This is a genomic window from Rhodococcus sp. ARC_M5 (genome assembly GCF_022810405.1).
Lineage (GTDB): Bacteria > Actinomycetota > Actinomycetes > Mycobacteriales > Mycobacteriaceae > Rhodococcoides > Rhodococcoides navarretei.
The window spans coordinates 81,839-108,015 of record NZ_JALGQE010000009.1; the positions used below are offsets into that span (position 1 = coordinate 81,839).

Annotated in this window: 22 protein-coding genes; 15 read left to right on the forward strand and 7 right to left on the reverse strand. The window is 66.5% G+C overall.

The annotated features are described in order from the left end of the window. Positions 1–148: 148 nt before the first annotated feature. Positions 149–1,732: a phytoene desaturase family protein gene (gene crtI / locus MTX34_RS15580; protein ID WP_243609958.1), complete on the reverse strand. Its 1,584-nt coding sequence runs from the start codon at positions 1,730–1,732 to the stop codon at positions 149–151. 11 nt (positions 1,733–1,743) lie between these two features. Beyond that, on the reverse strand, positions 1,744–2,853 hold the full coding sequence (locus MTX34_RS15585) for a polyprenyl synthetase family protein (protein WP_374639758.1): 1,110 nt from the start codon (positions 2,851–2,853) through the stop codon (positions 1,744–1,746). A gap of 198 nt (positions 2,854–3,051) precedes the next feature. Between MTX34_RS15585 and metF the strand changes: the two genes are divergently transcribed. Further along, the gene (metF, locus tag MTX34_RS15590) at positions 3,052–3,978 is read left to right on the forward strand and encodes a methylenetetrahydrofolate reductase [NAD(P)H] (protein ID WP_243595103.1); all 927 of its coding nucleotides are present in this window, start codon (positions 3,052–3,054) and stop codon (positions 3,976–3,978) included. Positions 3,979–3,984: 6 nt separating this feature from the next. Here metF and MTX34_RS15595 read toward each other — a convergent pair whose 3' ends face one another. Genes MTX34_RS15595 through MTX34_RS15615 form a run of 5 tightly spaced genes read right to left on the reverse strand, consistent with a single transcriptional unit; the run spans position 3,985 to position 9,002 of the window. Beyond that, on the reverse strand, positions 3,985–5,154 hold the full coding sequence (locus MTX34_RS15595; protein WP_243609959.1) for a glycosyltransferase family 2 protein: 1,170 nt from the start codon (positions 5,152–5,154) through the stop codon (positions 3,985–3,987). Beyond that, on the reverse strand, positions 5,151–5,906 hold the full coding sequence (locus MTX34_RS15600) for a DUF3153 domain-containing protein (RefSeq protein ID WP_243595007.1): 756 nt from the start codon (positions 5,904–5,906) through the stop codon (positions 5,151–5,153). The genes MTX34_RS15595 and MTX34_RS15600 overlap by 4 nt, the downstream gene beginning before the upstream one ends. 27 nt (positions 5,907–5,933) lie before the next feature. Then, complete coding sequence (locus MTX34_RS15605; protein WP_243595006.1) at positions 5,934–6,776, reverse strand: carotenoid biosynthesis protein; 843 nt, start codon at positions 6,774–6,776, stop codon at positions 5,934–5,936. Then, on the reverse strand, positions 6,773–8,380 hold the full coding sequence (locus tag MTX34_RS15610) for an NAD(P)/FAD-dependent oxidoreductase (protein WP_243609960.1): 1,608 nt from the start codon (positions 8,378–8,380) through the stop codon (positions 6,773–6,775). Before MTX34_RS15610 ends, MTX34_RS15605 begins: the two co-directional genes overlap by 4 nt. Before the next feature lie 4 nt (positions 8,381–8,384). After that, positions 8,385–9,002, reverse strand: coding sequence for an N-acetyltransferase (locus MTX34_RS15615; protein WP_243609961.1), 618 nt, complete (start codon positions 9,000–9,002; stop codon positions 8,385–8,387). 195 nt (positions 9,003–9,197) lie between these two features. Between MTX34_RS15615 and MTX34_RS15620 the strand changes: the two genes are divergently transcribed. From MTX34_RS15620 to MTX34_RS15685, 14 genes are all read left to right on the forward strand, one after another. Continuing rightward, the gene (locus MTX34_RS15620; protein ID WP_243595003.1) at positions 9,198–9,653 is read left to right on the forward strand and encodes an SAV_6107 family HEPN domain-containing protein; all 456 of its coding nucleotides are present in this window, start codon (positions 9,198–9,200) and stop codon (positions 9,651–9,653) included. 227 nt (positions 9,654–9,880) lie between these two features. Further along, complete coding sequence (locus tag MTX34_RS15625) at positions 9,881–10,318, forward strand: DUF3040 domain-containing protein (RefSeq protein WP_243595002.1); 438 nt, start codon at positions 9,881–9,883, stop codon at positions 10,316–10,318. A 539-nt stretch (positions 10,319–10,857) separates the two neighbouring features. Continuing rightward, a complete protein-coding gene (gene mraZ, locus MTX34_RS15630; RefSeq protein ID WP_094679124.1) occupies positions 10,858–11,289 on the forward strand; it encodes a division/cell wall cluster transcriptional repressor MraZ in 432 nt (143 codons plus the stop codon). 219 nt (positions 11,290–11,508) lie between these two features. Then, positions 11,509–12,540, forward strand: a complete 1,032-nt coding sequence (gene rsmH / locus MTX34_RS15635; protein ID WP_243595001.1) for a 16S rRNA (cytosine(1402)-N(4))-methyltransferase RsmH — start codon at positions 11,509–11,511, stop codon at positions 12,538–12,540. Next, positions 12,537–13,331 carry a hypothetical protein gene (locus MTX34_RS15640; RefSeq protein WP_243609962.1) on the forward strand — a complete coding sequence of 265 codons (795 nt, stop codon included), beginning with the start codon at positions 12,537–12,539 and terminating at the stop codon, positions 13,329–13,331. The genes rsmH and MTX34_RS15640 overlap by 4 nt, the downstream gene beginning before the upstream one ends. Further along, positions 13,328–15,184: a penicillin-binding protein 2 gene (locus MTX34_RS15645; protein WP_243609963.1), complete on the forward strand. Its 1,857-nt coding sequence runs from the start codon at positions 13,328–13,330 to the stop codon at positions 15,182–15,184. The genes MTX34_RS15640 and MTX34_RS15645 overlap by 4 nt, the downstream gene beginning before the upstream one ends. A 157-nt stretch (positions 15,185–15,341) precedes the next feature. After that, positions 15,342–16,943, forward strand: coding sequence for a UDP-N-acetylmuramoyl-L-alanyl-D-glutamate--2,6-diaminopimelate ligase (locus tag MTX34_RS15650; RefSeq protein WP_243609964.1), 1,602 nt, complete (start codon positions 15,342–15,344; stop codon positions 16,941–16,943). Continuing rightward, the gene (gene murF / locus MTX34_RS15655) at positions 16,940–18,448 is read left to right on the forward strand and encodes a UDP-N-acetylmuramoyl-tripeptide--D-alanyl-D-alanine ligase (protein ID WP_243609965.1); all 1,509 of its coding nucleotides are present in this window, start codon (positions 16,940–16,942) and stop codon (positions 18,446–18,448) included. The genes MTX34_RS15650 and murF overlap by 4 nt, the downstream gene beginning before the upstream one ends. Beyond that, positions 18,445–19,530, forward strand: a complete 1,086-nt coding sequence (mraY, locus tag MTX34_RS15660; RefSeq protein ID WP_243609966.1) for a phospho-N-acetylmuramoyl-pentapeptide-transferase — start codon at positions 18,445–18,447, stop codon at positions 19,528–19,530. Before murF ends, mraY begins: the two co-directional genes overlap by 4 nt. 3 nt (positions 19,531–19,533) lie before the next feature. Continuing rightward, a complete protein-coding gene (murD, locus tag MTX34_RS15665) occupies positions 19,534–20,994 on the forward strand; it encodes a UDP-N-acetylmuramoyl-L-alanine--D-glutamate ligase (RefSeq protein ID WP_243609967.1) in 1,461 nt (486 codons plus the stop codon). Further along, positions 20,991–22,577, forward strand: coding sequence for a putative lipid II flippase FtsW (gene ftsW / locus MTX34_RS15670; RefSeq protein ID WP_243594995.1), 1,587 nt, complete (start codon positions 20,991–20,993; stop codon positions 22,575–22,577). The genes murD and ftsW overlap by 4 nt, the downstream gene beginning before the upstream one ends. Further along, positions 22,574–23,716, forward strand: a complete 1,143-nt coding sequence (gene murG, locus MTX34_RS15675; protein WP_243594994.1) for an undecaprenyldiphospho-muramoylpentapeptide beta-N-acetylglucosaminyltransferase — start codon at positions 22,574–22,576, stop codon at positions 23,714–23,716. Before ftsW ends, murG begins: the two co-directional genes overlap by 4 nt. Positions 23,717–23,779: 63 nt before the next feature. Continuing rightward, positions 23,780–25,270, forward strand: coding sequence for a UDP-N-acetylmuramate--L-alanine ligase (gene murC, locus MTX34_RS15680; protein WP_243610042.1), 1,491 nt, complete (start codon positions 23,780–23,782; stop codon positions 25,268–25,270). After that, positions 25,267–26,061, forward strand: a complete 795-nt coding sequence (locus MTX34_RS15685; RefSeq protein WP_243609968.1) for an FtsQ-type POTRA domain-containing protein — start codon at positions 25,267–25,269, stop codon at positions 26,059–26,061. The genes murC and MTX34_RS15685 overlap by 4 nt, the downstream gene beginning before the upstream one ends. The last annotated feature ends 116 nt before the right edge of the window (positions 26,062–26,177 follow it).

The following is a 26,177-nucleotide window of genomic DNA, read 5'->3' on the forward strand; positions in this document are numbered from 1 at the left end:
TCCTCCTCTGCAACGAGTTGTGGTTCGAGATGTACGCGCCGGCCGATGCGTTCTCGCCGGTCACCGAACGATCATGGTCGCAGCAATGAGCGCGACCGGCAAACGGTCGCGCTCAGCTTAGTTGGTCGACGCAGTGAATCGAGCGAACCTACCGCCCGCGGCGTCCCGTAACCCGCTCGGCGGCGAGTTTTCCCGACACCAGAACCGTGGGAACGCCCACACCCGGCGTCGTGCCCGAGCCGGCGAGAACCACGTTGTCGAGCCCGGCGACCATGTTCTTGCGTCGGAACGGCCCGGTCTGCCGAAACACGTGCGCCGACGAGAACGGCGAACCCGAGAGCATGCCCTTCTGCGCCCATGTCTCGGGAGTGTCGATGTGGTCGAGCGTGAAACCGTCGAGGAGGCCCTTGTACCCCCGGCCTTCCATGGTCGTCAGGATCTCGCGGAGGTACGGCTGCGCCAACTCGCCCCATTTCAGCGGCGCGCTGTCGAGGTTGGGGCACGGTGCGAGGATCGACACCGGCTCGCAGCGGACACCGTCGCGCTCCACCTCGAGATTCGGATCGCTCACCGACGGCCGGGTGACGAGCAGGGACGGATCGGCCATCAAGGATCCCTTGCCCGATCGTGCGGTGATCCGACGGAAGGTCTCGGCCCATTCGTCGCCGAAGTCGATGGTGTGGTGCGCGCGGGCGGGCCAGGTGGCCGTCTGCTCGACGGGGACGGTTCCGTGCGCGACGACCGCCGACGGCGATACCACGCCGTACCCGTTCCGTCGGCCCTTCTTCGACACCGAGGCCCGATCCAGGAGCCGATCGACCACGGGCAGGTCGGCGGTGAGGACGAGTGCGTCGCAGGCGATTCGCTTGCCTGCAGCGGTCACCACCGAGTCGGCCCGGCCCCGGTCGACGGTGATGTCGACGATCTCGGTACCGAGTTCGAGCGTTCCGCCCGCGGTGACGAACGCGTCGGCCATGGCCCGTGCGATGGCCGCCATGCCGCCTTCGGGAAAGAACACCCCGAGTGAGGTGTCCATGTGCGCGATGGCCCCGTAGACCGCCAGAGCTTTCTGCGGTGCCATGCCAGCATAGAGCGCCTGGAAAGTGAACACGCGTCGTAGACGGGTGTCCTTCAGAAACTTGTCGACTCGTGGGCCGAGGCGGCCGAAGCCGCCCAGCTTCGTCAGCGTCGCCGTGTCGGAGATCGCGGCTTTCGATCCCACGAGATCGAGCGGCGAATCGAAGTTCGAGTCGATGAACCGGTCGAACTCGGCGTCGAAGATATCGGCGAGCCAACGCCGCAGATCGCGGTACCCCTGCGCCTCGGCGGGCCCGCAGGTGCGTTCGACCTCGGCTGCCATCGCCTCGGGATCGGCGTAGACGTCGATCGACGTGCCGTCGGCGTACCGCGTGTGGTACGACGGCGACAGTGGAGACAGCCGAATCGGCGGAGTCGTCGACTCGAAGTCGGCCCCGACGGCAGCCAAAGCCTCGAGCACCAGATTCGGCATCGTCAACACGCTCGCGCCGTTGTCGATGTCGTACAGGTGCGATCCGTCGCTGTCCGATACCGGGTATACCCCGACGCGGCCGCCCACGGTCTCGTCCCGCTCGACGATGGTGACTTTCTTTCCTGCGCCCAGCAGATGCAGGCCGGCTGCCAGGCCGGCCAATCCGGAGCCCACCACGACGACGATGTCGGTGGGGCCTGAGACCGTGCGAATGGATGACATGGCGCTCTCTTTCAGTACTGCCGCTGGATCGCGGCGGTTGCCATGGCGCGCAGATGCGCGGCCGCTACCGGTTCGATCGAACTGTTGTCGAGGGCCGCGACGGCCCGGGTGCCGAGCTCGTCTATCTGCTTCTCGACCGCCTCCACGGCGCCGAGTTCGACGAGAATCGAACGAATGTCGGCGACTTCGTCCGAGTCGAGTTCGGTACCGAGGCTGGCTCTGATCGTGGCCGCACGGTCGGGCCGAGTCTCGTCGGCCTTCTGCAGCGCCAGCGCGATGAGCACGGTGCGCTTGCCCTCGGTGATGTCGTCGCCGGACGGTTTACCGGTCACCTCGGGATCGCCGAACACCCCGAGCAGGTCGTCGCGTAGCTGGAACGCGATACCGACATCTGCACCGAAGCTGCGGTAGGCAGCGATGAGGTTCTCGTCGGCGTCCGCGAGAGCTGCCCCGAGGTGCAGTGGTCGCTCCACGGTGTACGCGGCCGTCTTGTAGCGGTTGACGCGCATCGCCGCTGCCACACTCTCGTCGGTGCCTGCTTCGGCCTCGATATCGAGAAGCTGGCCGCCGAGCACCTCTGTGCGCATCGCCGACCACACCGGCTGAACTCGCCGAGCCGCGTCCGCGTCGACGCCCGACTCGCGCAGCAGATCGTCGGCCCAGCACAGGGCCAGATCGCCGACCAGTATCGCGGCCGATTCACCGAAGTGGTCCGAGGAGCCGGACCAGCCGGCATCGCGGTGTCGCCGAGCGAAATCGACATGCACGGTCGGGAACCCGCGACGAGTGCTGGACGAGTCGATGATGTCGTCGTGGATCAGGGCGCAGGCCTGGATCAGTTCGAGGGCCGAACATGCCCGCAGTACCGCGTCCGCGCGTGGACCGGTGCTGTCGCCGCCGGCACCGAGCCACGCGGTCCACGCGAATGCAGGCCGCATGCGTTTTCCGCCGCGCAGCACGAACGCCTCGAGATCGGCCACCGCAGCGGGGTAACCACCGCCGACAGCGTCGACGACGGGTCGGCGAGTGGCGAAGAACTCGGCGAGCGTCGCGTCGACGGCCGTGCGCAGTCCTTTCGGATCCGTCGCGGCGGCGGGGGTGTCGACGATGGGCGAGGACAAGTCTCCGGACAGGACGATCCTCCAAGGGTTGCTGTGGGTTACGTCGGTATCGATCCCCACAGTAATGGGCCTCGAAACCCGGCACCGATGTCCGGCGTGAGATCGACGTCGGGGAGGCCCGACGGGGCTCCGGCGGCGGCCACCTATGATCTTCGGGTGAGCGAAGAATCCGTCAGGGGGCGGTCGAGTCGAGGATTCGTGACGAGAACGCCGTCCATCGTCGATCGACTGCGAACGGAACCCGACGCCAGGATCCCGTTCTCGGTGGAGTTCTCGCCGCCGCGCGATGCCGACGCCGAGGCCAGATTGTGGCGAGCGGTTCGCGAGTTCGAACAACTCCAGCCCGCATTCGTGTCGATGACCTATGGCGCAGGTGGTTCCACTCGCGATCGGACGGTGCGAGTCACCGGTCAGATAGCCGAGGAGACCACTCTGCTTCCTGTGGCGCATCTCACCGCGGTGTCGCACAGTATCGACGAGCTGCGGTCGATGGTCGGGTCCTACGCGGACCGTGGCATCACCAACATCCTCGTCCTGCGCGGAGACCCGCCGGGAGACCCGCTCGGCGACTGGGAGAAGCATCCCGACGGAGTCGAGTACGCGGAGGAACTCGTCCGGATGGTGCGCGATCTCGGCGACTTCCACGTCGGGGTCGCGTCGTTCCCCGAAGGACACCACCGCGCCGACGACCTGGAGCAGGACACCCGGTGCCTGGTCGGCAAGCTACGGGCGGGTGCGGAGTACTCCATCACACAGATGTTCTTCGATGTGGACGACTATCTGCGACTGCGCGACCGAGTGTGCGCGTACGACGCCGAGCAGGGTGCCAAGCCGATCATTCCCGAGATCATGCCCATCACCTCGCTTCGGTCGGTTCGCCGGATGCTCGAGCTCTCGGGGACGACGCTGCCGACGTACCTGGACGAGAAGTTCACCCGCGCTGCCGGATCCGGTCCGGAGGAGGACCGTGCCGCCGTTCGTGAGGTGGGTATCGAACTGGCCACGAACATCGGTGAGCGCCTGATCGCCGAGGGTGCGCCCGGACTGCACTTCATCACGCTGAACTTCGCACGCGCGACGCGTGAGGTGTTGAGCAACCTGGGGCTCGCGGCCGCACGAGTCTGAGACGGGTCAGGGTTGCCGTGCGGGCATCGGACGCGACTTCCACGTGAGGGAGCCGCGACGCCTGCGCACGTGGGACTCCGCGACGAGTCCGACGAACGCCAGGATCGAGACCGGATGCACCGCAGCGTCGAGTGCGTCGCGGACCCCGAATCGCGATCCCACCTCGCGACGCCGCGCGGCCATCCGAGACACAGCGCCCGCGAGGTAGCCGGCCGAACCGAGTCGACGCGTCGAACCCGAGGCCGTGATCGCCGCGATCGGCGGCAGCACGTACACGACGGACAGCGCCAGAGCCGCCGCAGTCGAACCCACCGGTCCACCGAACTCGTTCCACAACCACCTGCTGTAGCCGGACCGCAACTCCGCACCCGAGCGATACATCCGACACCGCACGAATTCCGCGCCCGACGCCACGGCCGTCGAGAATCCTCGCCGCCGGAGAGCACGTGCCAGGTCCAGGTCCTCGGTTGCGCTGGCCGCGACGCAACCGTGGCCTCCGATGGAGCGATACGCGGCGGCGTCGAACGCCATGAACTGGCCGCAGGCGACCGCCATCGACGGGGCGAGCGTGGCGTTGCCCAGTAGCACGGGAAGTGTGGACATCCACGACCATGAGAGCAACGGCTGGACGAGTCGCTCGGCCGCACTCTCTGCGAGCTGCTCGGGCCATGGGCACAGCAGGGCAGCACCGCGCCGCCGTAGCAGCCTGGTGGAGGCGGCGACGGCCTCCGGCTCCAGTCGAACATCGGCGTCGACGAACACGATCATCGACGCCAGCGGGTGGTCCTCGGCAGCCAGTCGCGCGAGCTCGGCGCACGCTGCAGCCTTGCCGGTCCAGCCGTTCGGGGGAGCCGCCGTCGAGGTCACGATGCGAACCCGTGGATCACCGTTCGCGGCCGCGCGAGCAGCGGATGCCGTTCCGTCGGTCGAGTCGTCGTCGAGGACGATGATCCGCAGATCGGTGCACGATCGCTGACGCCTGAGGTCGCCTATCAGCGCAGGCAGAGTCTCGACTTCGTTGCGGGCGGGAATGCAGACGACGACGCGTTCGGTGACACGGTGATGCGGAGCGCGCAGACTCGGCATCGACCACGAGTTGAGCAGCGACAGCGCAGCCGACGCCGTGGCGAGCACGGTTGCGGTCGCCGTGGTTCGCGCGAGCAGGCGTTCTTTCACACAGACGTTCTGTCGGTCGAGTTCCCGGATTCGGTGCGCCGCGTTGCGCGGTTGCGGAGCGGCGGGTTGCGAGACACCCACGCCATGGCACCCACGATGGCTGCAACGCCGACGGTGACTCCGCCCACGATACCGGCCCAACCGGCGAAGCTCCGAGTGTTGGGGTCGGGGTAGTTGACCTCGGCACGCAGCGACGTGACCTCACCTGCCGGCAACTTCCACGAGATCGAATTGTCGCTCTCGCGGGTGCCGTTGGTGGTGCCGATTCGAGCAGGAAACGCAATGGTGAACTGCACGTCCGAACCCTGCACCGGCACTGAGGACAGATCGGCGTTGCCTGCCAGGGTGACTGTGTCACCGGAACGCTGCAGCGTCAGCTCGAACGATCCGGCCGCGTTCTGGAATATCGAGCCGAGCGTCTGCACATCGCCGAACGAGAGATCGTCGAACATGGCCTGTGATCCGACATACCCGTCCTGGTTGTACGGCTCGACGCGCACCTTGTCCTCGAGCGAGGAGGGAACCACCAGCTCCGGTCCGGTGTCGGAGTCCGACGTCGGCACGCCGGCCGCCACGATCTGACCTGCCACCCGGTCGTTCGCGGACACACCCATCGTGACCTGCACCCGCAGGCAACCGGCCAGCATCGGCGCGACGAGCAGCGCCAAGGCGACCACCGAGAGAACTCGGCGGCGGTGGGTTCGATGAGAGGTTCGCGATGTCGACTGCACAGCGACATCGTGCCAGGGCATCGAGCCGATGTCAGTCGGCAGGGGTTGTCAGCGAGGCGTGTCGGTACCGGAGCGATCGACGGCTGCGTTCGATCGGGGCGCACGCCATCTGTCACGACGGGCCATCCAGATCAGCGGAATGCCGACGACGCCCATGACGACGAACCCGTACACCGCGGAGAATCGAAGTTCCGGACCGTCCAGGAACACTGCGTGCGCGAGTGCCGACCCCAGCCAGGTCCACAGGAACAGCCCGATGGGCACCGTGTCGTCGGACGACCGAGGGCGGCCGAGGACACGATCGAACAATTCGATGACCGCAGCCATCAACGTGGCCACCACCAGCCAGCCGAGGTAGTTGGTCAGCGGAATCGACGGCACTCCTGGCAGCCCCACGGAACCGGCGGTCCAGGTCCACTGTCCATCGGTGACCATCTGTGGATCGAGGTAGAGGTCCCAGCCGACCATCCCCACGGCCACCGCCACGATCCGTAGCGTCGTGGCGCGCGCGTGCGTCGTGTCGAGACGGCGAACGACGAAGGTCACTGCGCACCAGATCGGGTAGAACCCGGCGGTCCAGGCCAGCGGAACGACGACGGGAACATCGAACAGACTCGGGCCGAGGCGATTCTGCGCGTAGTAGTACTCGCCGAACGGGATCCCGGTAGCCGTGCCGACGAGTTCGGACGCGAATCCCGTTCCTGCGGTCACGACGACGAGCAGGGCGGCCCACAGAGCACCCCGATGAAGTGCGGCGTGCGCGATGGAGGCGAGGGCAAGACACGCGACCACTGCCACGGTCACGGCGTCGCGCGTCGACCCGGACACCAGCGGGTAGACGATCTGAGCTCCGACCGCAACGACTGCGAAGACGACTGGAACTGTCCTCATTCCTGCCTCCTCCCGAAGAATGCACGACGGCGTCCTGCGCGCGCGTCGGCGATCGCGATCCTCGCCGCGGACCGACCGCTGGCCGCTGTGACACCGCCGCCCGGATGAGTCGATGCGCCGGTGAGATACAGCCCGTCGGCACCGGGGACCCGATGACCGGCCAGTTGAGGGTGTGGGCGCCACATCATCATCTGGTCCAGCGACATGTCCAGGTGCATGATGTTGCCTCCGATCAGACCGAGCTCACGCTCGATGTCCGGCGGCGACTGAACATACCGATCCAACACCGATCCGGCGAAACCAGGTGCGTAGCGGTCCATCTCGGCCACGATTCGGTCTGCTTCGTATTCGGCCAACGAACGCTCGCCCGGCACGTCCGATCGCCATCGTCGGCCGTCGGCGAGTGTGTGGGGATGCCATTGCGACCACAGGGAGATCTGGTGCTGGCCTGGCGGCGCGATGGTGGGGTCCAGGGCGCTGAACGACATGCCGAGGACAGCAGGTGTGGGCGGTAGATCACCGGCAAGGGCGTGACCGTGGGCCAGACGCAGTTGTGCGCGGTCGCGGACGAGCAGGGCGAGACCGTGGGTACCGTCCTCGATGCAGTCGGCGCTCGGATACTCCGGCAGCGCGTCCGTGGCCAACCGAACCGCTGTGCCGATCCCCGGACCCACTCGTATCGTGCTGCGCCATCGAGCGATCTGTGCCGAGTCGTGTCCACCTGCTGCGAGCAGGTCGAGGGTGGTCACGATGTGGCAGCCGGCCACGACGATGCGACTGTCGATCTCCCGTCCCGACGCAGTCCTTGTGGTCCAGCCGTGCGGGCGACGCACGAGGGTCGTGACGGCGTCTCCGAGTGTCAGTGCAGCACCGTCGCGCTGCAGGCGAGCGATCATCGCCTCGGTGAGCGCGCCGCTTCCGCCGACGGCGCGGCCGGGCGGAAGGGTGTGCATGAGAGCAGCGAAGCCGACCATCGGTGCAGTACCCGGCTCGGACATCGGCGGACCCGACTGCGCGCCGAACCACGCGAGCGCGGCCTTGAGTCGCTCGCTCGAGAACATCTCGTCCAGCAGGGAATCGCCGGTGGCGAGAAACTCACGCGAGAGCATGCTGCCGCCGTCGGGCGCGCCGAGGCCCCAGAAGGATCGGAGCAGTTTCGGGCCGGTGGGTGGCCCACCGAACGCACGCATGGTGCGTTCGCTGCGGGGACCCCAGACGGAGACGAAGGTGCGGTAGGCGCGCGCGTCTGCTGCGCCGCAGGCAGCGGCGATCGAGTCGCAGGTTCGGTCGAGGTCGCGGTGGAAGACGATGCCGCGTTCGTCGGAGCCCACGGCTCCCGGCGCGAACGCCCAGGGATCGCAGTCGAGGTAGCGCAGTCCGAACTCGGCGAGTCCGAGCTCCTCGACGATGCCGGTGTGACGAATCATGATGTGCGCCGACGAACCGCGGTCGACACGGTGGCCGGGAAAGCGTTCCACCGTCGACACCGCGCCACCCGCGACGGAGTCGCGCTCGAGAACCTCGACCGACATGCCGGCATCGGTCAGGTAACAGGCAGAGGTCAGGGCATTGTGGCCGGAACCCACCACCACAGCATCGATCACATCTTCAGGCTACTGGCCCGTCGAGCGGCAACCGGCGGCCCAGGACTGCGAAGGGGCGTCGGTCCCCGGCGAACGTGAAGTCCCGCAGCACGTCCTGGAAGCCGAGCCGCCGGTACAGCCGCCAGGCCCGGTTGTCCTCCTGCGCGACTTCCGGTGTGGACAACATCACGTTGGCGGCGGAGACGCCGTCGAGCAGTCGAGTGCACAGTCGGCCACCGAGGCCGTGTCCCTGAGCGCTCGGACGCACGTGCAACTCGGTGAGCTCGAAGTAGTCCTCGAGGGTGGCCTCGACGCTGCGGGGAGAGTGCCCCGTGCGCCTCAATCCGTCGCGTACCTGCTGATGCCACCACTGATGCGCCGCGCCGTGGTAGCCGTATGCGAGGGCGACCAGCGAGTCCGGCTGCATCGGGTCGGCGTTCGGAAGCAGTGCACCTACTGCACGCCAACCCGGCCGATGCAGATGTTCGCTCCACATGGGGGCCCTGCTCTGCTCGGTTCCACGTGGATAGCCCATGGCCTCGACGTAGATGGACAGTGCCTCGAACAGCCGCTGGCGGAATTCCGGGGGCGTCAGATCGACCAGGTACGGCGTTGTCTGCGCGTCGGTGGCGACTGTTCTCAACCTTTCTTCGGAAACTTGTCGGTGGGCACAGCTATATTGAATGTGTCGAACGGGTGTTCGACGATCGGGGCCGAGTGCGCCGGTGGCTTCGGCTCGATCGTCGAGTCGGATTCTCCGGAGTTCGACTGTAAGGCTTCGTCACGGTTCCGGCCGCGTCAGGTACGCGTCGGAGATTCGAACTGGAGGTGTTCGAGTATGACGATCACGAAGGCATTCGATGCCGAAGTGCGGTCGCCGGTGTCGCGTCAGGCGCGAGTCCTGCTCGGTCGAGCCGATGCACTGCTGTCCGAGTCCATCGGGGAGAGCGACGCCGGAGATCGGTTTCTGGGGAGCTATGCCGCGGCGCTGAAGGGTGCGGCAGCTGTGCTGGCGTCGCTGCCCAACTCGATCGGAGCGCGTCCGCGCTCGCGCAGCGCATGGGTGCTGATGGCAAAGGCGGCACCGGATCTCGCCGTCTGGGCCGATTATTTCGCGTCCTTCTCTGCCACCCGCGCTGCTGTGGAGGCCGGTGCGTCGAGCACGATCGCCGAGCTCGATGCCGACGATTTCTATCGACATGTCAGTCGTTTTCTGAACTCGGTCGAGGATCGACTCGGCGGGCAGCCGCGATTCGCGTCCGTCGACCCGATGACGGCACCCTTGTCTGCATAGCTGAAGAAGCAGGTCTTCGGTCGACAAATGCCACGTCATACGGTGTTCACGCGAAGTTTTCGGGACGTGCGTCTCGAAAACTTCGTTGTTTCTCAGGAACACATCGACCGACTAGGTGGTAAGCGGCCGATTCAGCTCGTATCATCGACAACAGGTAGCCGCCAAGGTCAGCTTCCCGTCGTTTCGCAACCGAAATGACCTTCAATATCTGTGCAGGGGGAGGTACCGTGCCACTCTCCGAGCACGAGCAGCGCATGCTCGATCAGATCGAGAGCGCTCTCTACGCCGAGGATCCCAAATTCGCCTCTCATGTGAGGGGCGGTCGCGTTCGCGCGGCGTCGAGCAGGAGGCGCTTTCAGGCTGCCGCACTGTTCGCTGTGGGACTCGTGTTGCTCGTCGCCGGTGTTGCATTGTCGACGAACAGTCTGGCTTTTCTCGTCGTCAGCCTCATCGGCTTTTTGTTCATGTTCGGTGCCGGGGCACTGTTCCTGTTCGGCGGCTCCAACAAGGGAGCCGCAGCGTCGCAGGACGATGGCAGCTCGGTCAACGATGCTGCCGAAACGTCCGGGCGTAGTTCCGGGCAGAAGTCGAAGGGTGGCCGCAAAGGCGGCAGCTTCAGCTCTCGGATGGAAGATCGGTTCCGCAAGAGGTTCGAGCAGGACTGAGTCGACCAGGTTCCAGGCAACCGGCCTGTACCGGCTCGTCTGCGCAGCTTCCCGCGCTCACCAAGAACAGCACCTCACCTTCGGGTGAGGTGCTGTTGTCGTTTCTGCCCTCCCATGGACTCCGTGGATCCGGCCCACTGCTGAACCGCCCGCGCTACTCGAAGTCGCGTGGAGCGCTGTTCGGGTAGCTCTGCCCGCCGGTGGCGCGGGCTGCCCTGCCTCCCCATCGCTCCCCACTGTCGGCCACCCTCCCCACTTCTCCCCACCGGTGTGCCCTTTTCTGGTGCTGATTCGTCTTCGCTCACCACTGTCAGTGTTGAATGCCTGGTCGGACCGCCATTGTGCTGAAATTCTGCGCCATCGCTCTCGTGCATCGCTCTCCTCTTCGGCCGGCGCATCACTGTCGCCATCATCGATCTTGTGTACATCGACCTGCGGATTTGCGTGTGTTCCCAAAGTTTTCCGGCGGTGAATGGTTCGAAGTGGGGGAGAGTGGGGTAAAGTGGTCCGCAGCGGAGAGTCGAGGCTGGAGGTGGCGAGTGTTTCTCGGTACCTACACGCCGAAGCTCGACGACAAAGGTCGACTCACGTTGCCGGCCAAGTTTCGGGACGCGCTTGCAGGAGGTGTCATGGTGAGCAAGGGGCAGGATTTCAGCCTTGCTGTCTACACCGCGGCAGACTTCGCCGAGCGCTCACGGAAGTTGACGGCAGCTTCGCGTGCCAACCCCAAAGCCCGTGCCTACGTTCGCCAGTTCTTCTCGGGAACCGACGAACAGCGACCGGACGGACAGGGTCGGATCACCATCAGTGCCGAGCATCGCCGTTACGCGGGGCTCGAACGCAACTGTGTGGTGATCGGTTCGATGGATTTCATCGAGATCTGGAACGACGAAGCGTGGGCCCGCTACTCCGCTGAGAACGAGCAGGATTTCTCCGACGCTTTCGACGAGTCCCTCGGAGGGATCTTGTAGCCCGCCCAGGTCGCCTGCGAGTGCAGCGAGGCCTCTGCCCGATCAGAACCCTGACGTTCTTCCCCAACGCCAGGTTTCGCAGATCAGGACCCTGACGTTCTTCCCCAACGCCAGGTTCCCTATCGGACAGGGACCTCGATGCATTCGCATCGGCTTCCGTGGGCGACCCGCACGGCCCGGACCCGGGCGAGAAGTACGTACGCACGACCGGGAGGAACCATGACGGAGGGCGCCGGACCGGACGAGAGCGAATCGTCCGCAGACCGAACCCACCGTCGATCCGCAGGCCCGGTTCACGTTCCGGTTCGTCTCGAGCGAGCCGACGAACTGCTCGGACCCGCACTCGATTCCGCCGACGGTCGACGCGTCATGATCGATGCCACCCTCGGACTCGGTGGTCATGCCGAGCACTTTCTTCGGACCTATCCGCACCTGCATCTCATCGGACTCGACCGGGATCCCGACGCCCTGACGCTCGCGGGCACCCGGTTGGCTCCCTTCCGCGACCGAATCACGTTGGTGCACACCACCTACGACGGAATCGCAGAAGCGCTCGACGAGGCGGGCCTGCCGCCGGTCGACTCCGTTCACGCCATTCTCTTCGATCTCGGCGTGTCGTCCATGCAGTTGGACGAGTCCGATCGCGGATTCGCGTACTCCGTCGATGCCCCACTGGACATGCGAATGAATCCGACGGTGGGAATCACTGCCGCCGATGTCCTCAACACGTACTCGCACGGTGAGATAGCCCGGGTACTCAGCACCTACGGCGAGGAACGATTCGCAGGCAAGATCGCCTCCGCTGTGCTGCGTCGACGTGAGCACACACCCTTCACCACGAGCGGCCCGCTCGTCGAATTGCTCTATGCCGCAATACCGGCTGCGACGCGGCGTACCGGTGGACACCCTGCCAAGCGCACCTTTCAGGCCCTGCGCATCGAGGTCAACGGTGAACTGGACTCCCTGAAGGCAGCAGTACCTGCCGGGCTCGACGCCTTGGCGGTCGGCGGTCGGGTGGTCTTCATGTCGTATCAATCGCTCGAAGACCGAGTTGTCAAGCAAGAGTTGGCACCTCGGATCAAGTCGCGCAGTCCCGAGGGGCTGCCGGTCGAGCTTCCCGGAATGGGTCCGGAGTTCCGACTCCTGACCAGAGGTGCCGAGCGTGCCTCGGATGCAGAAATCGACGTCAACCCACGTTCGGCTCCGGTGAGATTGCGCGCCGCCGAACGGATTGCAAGGAGAGCGGAATGACGGTTCCAGGCACAACCGTTGGAACACAACGCAATCGGGTTCCGGTGCCGCGGCACGAACGTACCAGCAAGGGCAGTGGACGGTCCGGTGCCGCACTACGCGCGTACGAGCGCAGGCAACAGCGAGTGTCGGTCCACACCTCGGATTCTGCGCGTGGGTCCGGAACCGGTGCGCGGCCGACGCTGAACGGAAGCGCTATTGCTGCGCGAATTCCGTTCGTCGCGTTGATCATCGGTCTGCTCGCCATCGGTCTCGGTCTGACCTTGCTGCTGACCACTCGGTCGGCGGGCGACTCCTATGATCTCAGTGCCGCCAAGGCCGTCAACACCGAACTGGCTCAGCAGCGGGCGTCGCTGCAGAAGGATGTCGAATTGGCGGAATCCGCCCCCGAGTTGGCGCGCAAGGCCGCCGAGCTCGGAATGGTCCCGGCGAAGAACCCCGCGCGTCTGATCGTCGCGCCGGACGGCGGCGTCCAGGTCGTCGGTACCCCGGCTCCGGCCGACGGTACGCCGGTGGCACCGCTGGATCCGGTCTCGTCCGCAGCCTCAGGCGAGGGCACCGTCGCGAATCCGAGCACGCAGTCATCGCAGCAGCAGACGCCGAGAAGCGCATCGCAGCCCAACCGGCCGTCGGGGACGATCGACACCCGCGCCGCCACGCCGAACTCGAGCAATGGAGCTGGAAACACCGCGCTTGCTGAACAATTGGTTCCCATGAGCATCCCCTCGCTCGAAACACCTGCGGTAGAGGCACCCGAGTCCACCGGCGAAGCATCGGGTGACGGGCAGTGACCAGGCCTACGCCTGCTCCACGCCGTCGGCCACCGAGCCGAAAGCGTCTCGACTCGTCCACCTTTCGGTTCCGTCACGGCACCGGCCGCGTTCTGATGTACCTGGCGCTCGCCGTCGCGGCGGCCCAGTTGCTGTGGATTCAGGGATTCGATGCACCGAGGTTGTCGGCCGAGTCGGCGTCCCAACGCACCACCACGCTCGTGGATCCGGCGATGCGTGGATCCATCCTGGACCGGAACGGCAATCCGATCGCCTTCACGATGGAGGCCAAAGCGCTGACGTTCCAACCGGTTCGGGTTCGCAAGGAACTCGACGAGGCCCGGGCGAAGGACCCGACCGAGCCGGAGACGGAGCAGTACCTCGAGGACATCGCCGCACGCATCCACAGCGACCTCGGCGATGTGATCAGCGAGAAGGATCTGCTCGCGAAGCTGAAGAGCAACGACGAATTCACCTACCTCGCCCGCGGGGTGGACGCCACCGTGGCGTCGAAGATCAGCAAGGATTTCAAGCAGGTCGGACTCGAGCGTCAGGACATCCGTGAGTACCCGGGCGGATCGCTGGCCGGGAACATCGTCGGTGCCACCGGATGGGACGGACACGGCCTGCTCGGTCTGGAGGATTCGCTCGACGCGACCCTGGCCGGAACCGACGGTTCGCAGACCTATGACCGAGGATCCGACGGTGCCGTCATTCCCGGAAGCTGGCGAGACAAGCAGCCGGCCGTCAACGGTTCCAACGTCGAACTGACCATCGATGCAGATCTGCAGTACTACGTGCAGCAGCAGGTGCAGTTGGCGAAGGATCTGTCGGGAGCGAAGAACGCCTCGGCGTACGTGCAGGATTCGCACACCGGCGAGGTGCTCGCCATGTCGAACGACAACACCTTCAACCCCGGTATCGGAGTCGGCAACAACGAGCGCACCAAGGAAATGGGCAATCTGCCCGTCACCACGCCGTTCGAGCCCGGCTCGGTGAACAAGATCATCACCGCGGCCGCAGCCATCGAGTACGGACTCACCACACCCGACGAGGTGCTGCAGGTGCCGGGCAGCATCTTCATGTCCGGCGTGTCGGTCAAGGATGCGTGGGACCACGGCGTCGCGCCGTACACGTCGACCGGCGTGTTCGGTAAGTCGTCCAACGTCGGCACCCTCATGCTGGCGCAGCGCGTCGGTGAGGATCGCTACGCCGACATGCTCACCCGATTCGGTCTCGGTCAACGCAGCGACGTCGGTCTGCCCGGCGAGAGCGCGGGAAACGTGCCGAGCCGCGATCAGTGGTCGGGCGGTACGTTCGCCAACCTTCCCATCGGGCAGGGACTGTCCATGACGCTGCTGCAGATGACCGGGATGTACCAGGCCATCGCCAACGACGGGGTCCGCATCCCGCCGCGAATCGTCGAAGCGACGGTGGACGCCAACGGTCAGCGAACCGAGACACAGCAGCCCGACGGGGTGTACGTGGTCAGTCCCGATACCGCGAAGACCGTCCGGAACATGTTCCGATCCGTCACCCAGGACGACACCGGAAACCAGCGCGGTACCGGAGTTGCCGCGGGGGTCGAGGGTTACCAGATCAGTGGCAAGACAGGTACGGCTCAGCAGGTCGACCCCGAGTGCAAGTGCTACTCGAACTCGAACTACTGGATCACGTTCGCCGGTATCGCGCCCGCGGACGACCCCCGCTACGTGATCGGGATCATGCTCGACGCCCCGACTCGCAGCGCCGACGGTTCGGGCGGCCAGTCGGCCGCGCCGCTGTTCCACAACATCGCCAGCTGGATGCTCCAACGGGACAGCGTGCCGATGTCTGCCGACCCCGGACCCAAGCTGGTTCTGCAGGCGGACTGAGATCCCGACCCGCCGGTCGAGAGTCGGGGTGGCGACACCACCATCCCGGACGCCGGTAATCTGACACATCGGCTCGGACGTGTTCGTTCGGCTGTCGCCGCGGCGTGATCGAGCCGCGGCAGGCGCGCGGCCGGCAGTAGAGAGGAAGGGAGCAGGAGTGACTGTGTCATCGGATTCACACCCGGCTCCGGGTTCACGTCCGGCGCATCCACCACACACCGAAGTTCGGGAGGTGGCGTCCGCGGTCGGTGCAACGATCGGCGAGGGCGACCCCGCCGGTGTGAGTGTGACCGGTATCGATCTGAGAGCACAGTCCGTTGTTCCCGGCGATCTCTTCGCAGCACTGCCCGGATCTTCTCGACACGGTGCCGAGTTCGTCGCCGACGCGGTCGACCGTGGTGCGGTGGCGGTGCTCACCGATCCGGCCGGACTGGAGATCGTGCGGGGAGCGCTCGCAGGCACGGATCGACAGGTTCCGGTACTCGTCCACGATCATCCGCGCCAGGTACTGGGGGCGGTCTCCGCGCTGGTGTACGGCAACCCGTCGACGAAGATGACCGTCATCGGTATCACCGGTACGTCGGGAAAGACGACGACGTCCTATCTACTCGAAGCCGGCCTGACCGCGGCCGGTCGTCGGTGCGGTCTGATCGGCACCATCGAGACACGTGTTCTGGGCCGGCATGTACCGAGCGCGCTCACCACGCCCGAGGCTCCGCAACTCCATGCTCTCTTCGCGGTCATGGTCGAGGAGGGTGTCGACACGGTGGTCATGGAAGTGTCCTCGCACGCATTGTCGCTCGGCCGGGTCGACGGCACCCGCTTCGCGATCGGTGCATTCACCAATCTTTCGCAGGATCACCTCGACTTTCACAATTCTCTCGAGGACTACTTCTCGGCCAAGAGCCGATTGTTCGCGGCCGACTCGGCGGTTCGTGCCGACACCGCCGTGGTCTGTGTCGACGACGCGTGGGGCGTTCGGATGGCAGAGATCGCTCGATCGGCCGGGTCGACCGTGGTGACCGCGTCGACCGGTGCCGATTCGCAGTGGACGGTGTCGGACTGGGCCAAGCACGACGACGGCACGCAGTCGTTCACCGTCGCCGATCCGCAGGGTGCGTCGCTGCCGGTCTCGGTCCGGTTGCCGGGGCGCTACAACGTCGCCAACACCGTCCTCGCGTTGGCGACCTGCGCGACGGCCGGGGCCGATGTGCGCAGCGCCCTGGCCGGGGTCGCGACGGTCGACGTACCCGGTCGCGTGCAGCGGATCGATCGTGGGCAGAACTTCCTGGCGGTGGTCGACTACGCGCACAAGCCTGCTGCCGTCGAGGCCGTGCTGGCGACGCTGCGCGAATCCTCGCGCGGACGGATCGCGGTGGTGCTCGGAGCAGGTGGCGACCGCGACACCGCAAAGCGTCCGCTGATGGGTGCAGCCGGAACGCGCGGTGCCGAGCTGCTGGTGGTGACCGACGACAACCCGCGCAGCGAGGACCCGGCCGCCATTCGGCAGGCCGTCGAGGACGGTGCTCTGTCGGTGCCCGAAGAGGCCCGCGGTGAAATAAGGAACGTGGCAGGCCGCGCAGCGGCGATCGAACAGGCCGTGGCGTGGGCACGCGAAGGGGATGTTGTGTTGATCGCAGGTAAAGGGCACGAGACCGGCCAAGAGGTAGCGGGCGTGAAGCATCCGTTCGACGATCGAGTGGTCCTGGCCTCGGCCATCGATGCGCGTCGGGTCGGCACGAGCGCGGGCGTACGGTGATCCCACTCTCGATCGACCGCATCGCCGAGATCGTCGGAGGCACGGTGCACGACGTGCCGGATCCGACGGTCGTTGTGCCTGGGCCGGTGGAGTTCGACTCCCGCAAGGTGACCCCCGGCAGTGTCTTCCTCGCCCTTCCCGGCGCGAAGGTGGACGGTCACGACCACGCCGCCGACGCGGTGGCCGCAGGTGCGGCACTGGTGCTGGCCGCGCGTCCGGTGGGCGTACCGGCCGTGGTCGTCCGTCCGGTTCCGCACGACAGTCGCGCAATGGCGCTCGAGAACGACCCGGACGGCTCCGGTTCGGCGGTGTTGACTGCACTCGGCGCTCTGGCCCGGGCCTCGGTGCTCGAGTTGAGCGCCGAGCACGGCCTGACCGTCGTCGGCGTGACGGGATCCTCGGGGAAGACCTCCACCAAGGATCTGATCTCTGCAGTTCTCGAGCCCCTGGGCTCGGTGGTGGCACCGCCCGGATCGTTCAACAACGAACTGGGACATCCGTGGACGGCGCTGCGGGCCGATGCCGAGACCGATTTCCTGTGTCTGGAGTTGTCCGCCCGCGGAATCGGCCACATCGCCGAACTCGCCACGCTCGCACCGCCCCGGATCGGGGTGGTGCTCAACGTCGGAACCGCGCACCTGGGCGAGTTCGGCTCGCGCGCAGCCATCGCACTGGCGAAAGGCGAACTGGTCGAAGCTCTGCCGAGTGCTGCCGACGGGGGAGTGGCGATTCTCAACATCGATGACCGTCTCGTCGCCGAGATGGCGACGCGCACAACGGCATCCGTCGTCACGGTGGGACGCAACGCAGATGCCGACATCAGAGCGACCGACGTGCAGGTCGACACCGACGCCCGGGCGTCGTTCACGCTCGAGTGCGCAGCGGGCACGGCAGCGATCACCCTGGCCGTGCACGGTGAGCATCAGGTCGGCAACGCTCTCGCAGCAGCGGCCGTCGCACTCGAGTGCGGGGCAACGCTGGCGCAGGTCGCCGAGGCGCTCGGGGCAGCCGCGCCGACGTCGATCAGGCGGATGGATGTGCGCACCCGTGCCGACGGCGTCACTGTCGTCAACGATTCGTACAACGCCAACCCCGATTCGATGCGCGCTGCGCTCAAGGCACTGGTGTCGATGTCGCGTCGCGACGACGGACCGAAACGCCGCAGCTGGGCGGTGCTGGGGGAGATGGGCGAACTGGGTGCCGACTCTGTGGTCGAGCACGACGCGATCGGCCGCCTCGCGGTGCGCCTGGACGTCGACCGTCTGATCATCGTCGACAGCGGTCGTCCCACTCGGGCGCTGCACCAGGGTGCCGTCATGGAGGGTTCGTGGGGCGAGGAGTCGATGCTGGTCCCCGATCGTGAGTCGGCGATAGAGGTACTGCTCGACGAGGTGCGTCCCGGCGACATCGTGCTGGTGAAGGCCTCTCAGTCCGGTGCCATGTGGACCGTCGCAGACGCTTTGTTGGCCGATGCATCGAGCGCCGCTGCGGAGGGTGAGCAGTGAGGCAGATCCTGTTCGCCGGCGGCATCGCGCTCGCGGTCGCGATTCTGCTGACCCCGGTGCTGATCAAGGCGTTCTCGAACCAGGGTTTCGGCCAGGAGATTCGCGTCGAAGGCCCGGCGAGTCACCAGTCCAAGCGCGGCACTCCCACGATGGGCGGCGTCGCGATTCTGGTCGGTATCTGGGCCGGTTACTGGGGCTCGCATCTGATCGGTATCGGGTACGACGCCGACGGTCCGTCGGCCTCGGCCCTGCTGGTTCTCGGCCTGACCACGGTGCTCGGCCTGGTCGGCTTTCTCGACGACTTCATCAAGATCCGCAAGCAGCGCAACCTGGGTCTGAACGCGACCGGGAAGTACGTCGGTCAGATAACGGCTGCCGTGCTGTTCGCAATCCTGGTGTTGCAGTTTCGCAGCGACAGTGGTCTCACCCCGGGCAGCACCCAACTGTCGTACGTTCGCGACATCGCCACCTGGTCGATGTCCGCGGTCGTCTTCGTGTTCTTCGTCTGTCTGCTCGTGATCGCGTGGTCCAACTCGGTCAACCTCACCGACGGACTCGACGGCCTCGCCGCCGGGTCGATGACCCTGGTGCTCGGCGCATACACCGTCATCACCTTCTGGCAGTACCGCCAGGCGTGCGCAGGCCCCTCCGGGCCCGCCCCCGGTTGCTACGACGTTCGAGATCCCCTCGACCTGGCCCTGGTCTGTGCGTCCGCTGCCGGTGCGTGCATCGGCTTCCTGTGGTGGAACGCCGCGCCGGCGAAGATCTTCATGGGTGACACCGGCTCTCTTGCCCTCGGCGGTCTGATCGCCGGTCTGTCGGTGGTGACGAAGACGGAGCTGATCATGGTGGTCATCGGTGCGCTGTTCGTCGCGGAGGCCGCGTCGGTCGTCATCCAGGTGGCGGTGTTCCGATCCAGTCGCCGACGCGTGTTCCGGATGGCCCCGTTCCATCATCACTTCGAGCTGGCCGGTTGGGCCGAGACAACGGTGATCATCCGATTCTGGCTGCTGGCCGCCATTGCGTCGGCCGTCGGACTCGCCCTGTTCTACAGCGAATATCTCGCTGCTGTCGGCGGATAGCGCATGGACGAATCCTCGACCGAGCTGACCTGGTTGCGCGGCAGTTCGGTGCTGGTGACCGGTGCCCGTGTGTCCGGACTCGCCGTCGTCCGACCGTTGCTCGATCTCGGTGCCGTCGTCACGGTTGCCGATTCGAGTCGTGCCGCGCTGGACGATGCGTCGAAACTGGGTGCGGCGGTGGTGCTGCAGGACGACCTGCTCGGCGATCCTGCGGCGCTCGCTGCGTTTTCGCTCGTCGTCACCAGCCCCGGCTTCCGGCCCGATTCGCCGGTGCTGGCGGCCGCAACGAACCGAGGCATTCCGGTGTGGGGCGATGTCGAGTTGTCCTGGCACGTGGACCGGGCGGAGCTGTACGGCCCCAGAACTCGCTGGCTGGTGGTCACCGGAACCAACGGAAAGACGACCACCACCTCGATGCTCGCCTCGATCCTCGACGCCGCCGGTATCGAGTCGGTGGCCTGCGGCAACATCGGACTCCCCATCGCCGACGCGTTGCGCGGTACCCCGCATCCGAGTGTGCTCGCCGTCGAGTTGTCGTCGTTCCAGTTGTTCTGGGCCCCGTCGGTGCGTCCGGCGGCGGGGGTGGTGCTCAACATCGCCGAGGATCATCTGGATTGGCACGGCGGGATGGACGGATACGTCCAGGCCAAGGCTCGTGCGTTGACCGGCGAAGTGGCGGTGGTCGGTCTCGACGACTCTCGGGCGGCGAGTTTGTCGATCGGGTCTCCGGCGTCGACCGTTGTCGGTTTCCGTTTGGGTGAGCCGGCCTCGGGTGAGCTGGGGGTTCGGGCAGGGACGCTCGTGGACGACGCCTTCGGCGAGAACGTCGATCTCCTCCCCGCCGACGAAGTCGAGCCGAGTGGACCGTCCGGCATTCTCGATGCGCTCGCGGCAGGCGCGCTGGCTCGGTCGATCGGCGTGGAGCCCGGCGCTGTTCGGGTGGGATTGCAGACGTATCGGGTCGGGCCGCATCGGGCGGCGGTGGTACGCGAGGTCGGCGGGGTGACGTTCATCGACGATTCGAAGGCGACGAATCCGCATGCTGCTCGCTCGTCGATCGCTGCGCACGATCGTGTCGTGTGGATCGCGGGCGGGTTGCTGAAGGGTGCGGTGATCGACGATCTGGTGGTCGACATCGCCGATCGACTGGTTGCCGCAGTCGTCCTCGGGCGCGATGGGATGCAGATCGCAGAGGCTTTGGCGCGACACGCGCCCGATGTTCCGGTCGTCAGGCTCCCTTCGGGAGACGATGCTGGTGTGACTCATGGTGCTGAAGATGCTGATGCGGTGATGCGGGCCGTCGTGGCCCACGCGGCCGAACTTGCCGCGTCGGGGGACACCGTCCTGCTGGCCCCGGCCGCCGCGTCACTGGACATGTTCGCCGACTACGGTCACCGCGGCCGCAGCTTCGCCGAATCCGTCCAGCTTCTCGACGCCACCGACATCGGATCGCAGCGATCGTGACCGCGGCAGTACAGGCACCGCGCCCACCTCGTCGTACCACCGCTCCACGCACCCGAATCGGCCTGTGGTTCGGCCGGCCGCTCGCGTCCTTCCATCTCGTCGTCACGATCGCCGTCCTGCTCACGGTGTTGGGACTGGTGATGGTGCTGTCGGCGTCGTCCGCCGAGTCCTTCGCAGCCGATGAATCCGGTTACGCGCTCTTCACCCAGCAGCTGATCGGTGTCGCGCTGGGAGTCGTCGCGTTCTACGTCGCTCTCCGGCTGCCGGTTCGGTACCTCAGGAAGCTGTCGTTCCCGCTGTTCCTGGTCTCGATCACCATGCTGATGCTGGTGCTGATTCCGGGCATCGGTGCCGAACGCCAGGGTGCACGCCGCTGGTTCGATTTCGGCGTCGTGTCCTTCCAGCCGTCCGAGCTGGCCAAGGTCGCACTGGTTCTGTGGGGTGCGCACCTGCTGGCTTCGCGTCGCAGCGAACACGGCAACATCAAGTCGCTGCTGGTGCCGCTCTTGCCTGCGGGTCTGCTGATGTGTCTGCTCGTCGTACTGCAGCCGAACCTGAGTACCGCCATCGCCCTCGGCATCATCCTGGTGGCGCTGCTGTGGTTCGCGGGCCTCAATGCCCGGCTGTTCGGTGCGGTGCTGATGACCGGTTTGGCATTGGCAACCGTTCTCGCGTTCACAGCCGGCTATCGATCCAATCGCGTCAAGGCCTGGCTCAACCCGGGTGAGGACACCCAGGGTCTGTCATATCAGTCGACTCAGGCCAAGTATTCGCTCGCCGACGGCGGAATGTTCGGTCGTGGGCTCGGTCAGAGCCGCGCGAAGTGGAGTTACCTACCCAACGCCCACAACGACTTCATCTTCGCCATCATCGGCGAGGAACTCGGAATGATCGGCTGCCTCGCAGTCATCGGACTGTTCGGCCTCTTCGTCTACACCGGGCTGCGGATCGCCATGCGTTCGGTCGATCCGTTCCTGCGCCTACTGACCGCGGGTGCCACGTGCTGGGTGTTCGGTCAGGCCATGATCAACATCGGCTACGTCGTCGGGCTGCTGCCGGTGACCGGTCTGCAGCTGCCGCTGGTGTCCTACGGCGGTACCTCCACCGCGATCACGCTGCTGATGTTCGGAATCATCGCAAGCGCCGCCCGACACGAACCGGAGGCGATCGCAGCCCTGCACGCGGGGCAGGAGGGCCGTATTGCGCGGGCGCTGAAACTGCCGCTGCCCGCCGTGTTCTCGCCCAAGCGAGCCGCGATGGCGCGGTCGAAGTCCACTCGCCCCACGTTGGCGGCGCAGGATCGCAAGCGGCTCGAGTCCCGTAAGGGCCAGGGCAAGGACGGCCGTGCAGCGAGGGCAGCCGAGCCGGGCCGTACTCGCACACGAGCCTCCAGTTCCAGGACGAACACGATGTCTCCGAAATCGACCGGCTATCGGGGCGAGTCGTCCCGCGGGAATCCCCGGCGCAGTGAGCCAGTCCGGCGAGAGCCCGCTGCGGGGTCGCGATCGGCCCAGCGTCCTCGGCCGGAACCACAACCCGGTCGCCCACCCGTTCGCTCGGGTGAGCGAGGATATCGACGGTGAAGCAGACATCTCGACCTATTTCCGTAGTGGTGGCCGGCGGCGGAACGGCCGGGCATATCGAGCCTGCGCTCGCTGTGGCCGACGCGCTGCGTGTCCTCGACCCCACCGTCACCGTCACCGCTCTCGGCAGCAGCCGCGGGTTGGAGACGACGCTCGTCCCGGCTCGCGGGTACGCACTGGAACTCATCCCGCCTGTTCCGCTGCCCCGTAAGCCCACCGTCGACCTGCTCAAGCTGCCGCTGCGCGTCGTGCGATCGGTGCGCCGTACTCGGGAGATCTTCGCGGCCGTGGAGGCCGACGTACTCGTCGGATTCGGCGGCTATGTCGCGTTGCCTGCCTATCTCGCTGCCCGCGGTCGACTGTTCGGCCGTGGCGGCCGAATTCCTGTGGTCATCCACGAGGCCAACGCGCGAGCGGGCATCGCCAACAAGGTCGGTGCCCGGTCCGCCCAGCGGGTGCTCGCAGCCGTCGCCGGGTCGGGTATCGCCGCGCACGGAGCTGCCGATGCGGACGTGATCGGAATTCCCGTGCGTCCCACCATCACCGGACTCGACCGGGCTGCCGTCCGGGCGGAGGCCCGCGCCCACTTCGGCCTGCCGGAGAACGGCCCTGTTCTCCTGGTGTTCGGCGGCTCGCAGGGGGCCCGGTCACTCAACGACGCGGTGTCCGGAGCCTCGGCAGCCCTCGCCGGTGCCGGTATCTCGGTTCTACATGCGCACGGTCCGAAGAACTCGCTCGACGTCGAGCAGAGCAATCCGGACGCGCCGTATGTCGCGTTGCCGTACATCGACCGGATGGATCTCGCGTATGCGGCCGCGGACCTGGCGATATGCCGGTCCGGTGCCATGACCGTCGCCGAGGTCTCCGCGACCGGGCTGCCTGCGATCTACGTACCTCTCCCGCACGGGAACGGCGAACAGGAGCTCAATGCCCGTCCCGTGGTCGACGCCGGAGGTGGCATCCTGGTATCCGATGCGACACTGACCGAGCAGTACGTGCGCGAGACGGTGGTGGCGCTGTTGGCCGATACCGACCGAATTGCCACCATGTCCCGTGCCGCGGCCGGTGCCGGGCACAAGGGCGCAGCAGCTGCCGTCGCGCAGATCGTGCTCGATACCGCGCACGCGGCGCGGCGCTGAGCTGGGCGGCGTCGAGCATGCGAAGAGAACGAGGGAGACGTCCGCGTGACAACTGAGGGTGCGATGTCGGATCTGCCGGCGGAGCTCGAACGAGTACACATGGTGGGCATCGGTGGTGCCGGAATGTCCGGCATCGCGAGGATCCTGCTGGCTCGCGGGGGACAGGTGTCGGGTTCGGATGCCAAGGAATCGCGCGGCGTGCTCGCACTGCGTGCACGCGGTGCGCAGGTCCGCATCGGTCACGACGCCAGCGCCCTGGACATGATCGACGGTGGACCCACCGTGGTGGTGACGACCCACGCCGCGATTCCCAAGACCAATCCCGAACTCGTCGAAGCGCGGGAGCGTGGAATCCCGGTGGTGCTGCGTCCGGCAGTGCTGTCCTCGCTCATGCAGGGGTACCGCACGTTGTTGGTCTCCGGTACGCATGGAAAGACGTCGACCACATCGATGCTGGTCGTCGCCCTCCAGCATTGCGGGTTCGACCCGTCCTTCGCCGTCGGGGGAGAGCTCAACGAAGCAGGAACCAACGCCCATCACGGCAGCGGAGACGTGTTCGTGGCCGAGGCGGACGAGAGTGACGGCTCGCTGCTGCAGTACGCCGCCAACGTCATCATCGTGACCAACATCGAGGCCGATCACCTGGACCACTTCGGCACCACCGAGGCCTACGTGCAGGTGTTCGACGACTTCGCCGCGCTTCTCGGTCCAGGTGGTGTGCTCGTGGCGTGCATGGACGACCCCGGTTCGGCGGCGCTGGCCCGACGCGTGGTGGACAGGAACATGCCAGGAGTGACAGTGCTCGGCTACGGGTCCTCGGACGTCGACGCGGGGCCGGTCGAGATGGCCGTGCGTCTGTTGGCGTGGGAGCCCGAGGACATCGGTGGCGTCGCGCAGTTGCAGATCGCGGGTGAGGATGCGGCGCGCACGGTGCGGCTCGGCGTCCCCGGGCGGCACACTGCCCTCAATGCGTTGGCGGCGTTCGTCGCGGCGCGTCAGGTCGGTGCCGGTATCGAGGAACTGCTGGCCGGGCTCACCGGTTTCGGCGGCGTCCACCGGCGTTTCCAGTTCACCGGACGCGAGCACGGTGTCCGCGTGTTCGACGATTACGCCCATCATCCGACCGAGGTACGCGCGGTGTTGACCGCAGCACGGGCGCTCGTCGACGGTCAGGACCACGGGCGGGTGGTCGTGGTGTTCCAGCCGCACCTGTACTCGCGGACAGCGACGTTCGCCGAGGAATTCGGTGCCGCGTTGTCCTTGGCCGACGAGATCGTCGTGCTCGACGTGTACGGCGCGCGCGAGGAACCACTGCCGGGTGTGACGGGGGCGCTGGTTGCCGCCTCGGTCACCAAGCCGGTCAACTACCAGCCGGATCTGTCGTTGGTGGCCAAGCAGGTGGCCCATCTCAGCGTCCCGGGCGACGTCGTCATCACCATGGGTGCGGGAGACGTGACGATGCTCGGCGGACCGATTCTGGATGCACTTCGCTCGAAGACCGATTTCGGTGCTGCGACCGGCCGCGGTGTACCGAAGGATCGGCCGTCGACGTGACTCGTCGCTCCGACCGAGTTCGTTCGTCGAGGTCGGGAAACGCTGCAGGAGAAGACGATTCACCGCCCGTACTCACCGACAAGCAGGCGCGCGCGCTGGCCAGAGAAGAAGAGCGCGCCCGGGTGAAGCGGTCGAGGCGCAAGGCGCTGCTCATCGCGGCGGCCGTTGTGGCTCTCGTGGTGGGATCGGCTGCGCTGGTGTATTTCACGCCGCTGTTGTCGGTCCGGACCATTTCGGTCGCGGGGCAGTCGTCGGTATCCGAGCAGGAGATTCTCGAGCGGCTCGACGTTCCCGCCGGGCTTCCGCTCGTTCGGGTCGATACTGCAGCGGCGGCGCAGCGGGTGGCGACGATCCCGGCCCTGGCGACCGTGCGTGTGCAACGGAAGTACCCGTCGACCGTGCAGGTGACGGTCGAGGAACGAGTTCCGGTGGCGTTCTTCGATTCTCCCGACGGCACCCATCTGCTCGATTCCACCGGGGTCGATTTCGCGATTGCACCGCCTCCGCCGGGGGTGGTGCGCCTGGTGACCGACAATCCGGTGTTCGGTGATCCGGTGACGAAAGACGCACTGGCGGTGCTCGATACGTTGCCACCGCTGCTGCGCGATCAGGCCGCAGAGCTGCGCGCGAGCACCTTGTCCGACATCTCGATTCTGCTGCTCGACGGTCGCACTGTCGTGTGGGGCAGCAAGGAGGACTCGGAACGCAAGGCTGCGGTGGCGATCGCGCTGCTGTCGCAACCCGGTCAGATCTTCGATGTCTCGAGTCCGGATCTGCCCACCACGAAATAGTTTCGTCCGAGACGGGAATTTCGGCGCGGCGTCGGCGCGCCTAATGGCGATAGTCGTCGGCGATGAATAGCGTTTCGACCAGTTCAGTACTTGACATAACTCTAAGCCTGTGGTTT

Excerpts from the sequence above, each read along its gene's own strand:
- crtI (WP_243609958.1), bottom strand. The coding sequence starts at position 1,732 with ATGTCATCCATTCGCACGGTCTCAGGCCCCACCGACATCGTCGTCGTG.
- MTX34_RS15600 (WP_243595007.1), bottom strand. The coding sequence starts at position 5,906 with ATGCCCTGGCACGATGTCGCTGTGCAGTCGACATCGCGAACCTCTCAT.
- MTX34_RS15605 (WP_243595006.1), bottom strand. The coding sequence starts at position 6,776 with ATGAGGACAGTTCCAGTCGTCTTCGCAGTCGTTGCGGTCGGAGCTCAG.
- MTX34_RS15620 (WP_243595003.1), top strand. The coding sequence starts at position 9,198 with ATGACGATCACGAAGGCATTCGATGCCGAAGTGCGGTCGCCGGTGTCG.
- rsmH (WP_243595001.1), top strand. The coding sequence starts at position 11,509 with ATGACGGAGGGCGCCGGACCGGACGAGAGCGAATCGTCCGCAGACCGA.
- MTX34_RS15640 (WP_243609962.1), top strand. The coding sequence starts at position 12,537 with ATGACGGTTCCAGGCACAACCGTTGGAACACAACGCAATCGGGTTCCG.
- murD (WP_243609967.1), top strand. The coding sequence starts at position 19,534 with ATGGACGAATCCTCGACCGAGCTGACCTGGTTGCGCGGCAGTTCGGTG.
- murC (WP_243610042.1), top strand. The coding sequence starts at position 23,780 with ATGTCGGATCTGCCGGCGGAGCTCGAACGAGTACACATGGTGGGCATC.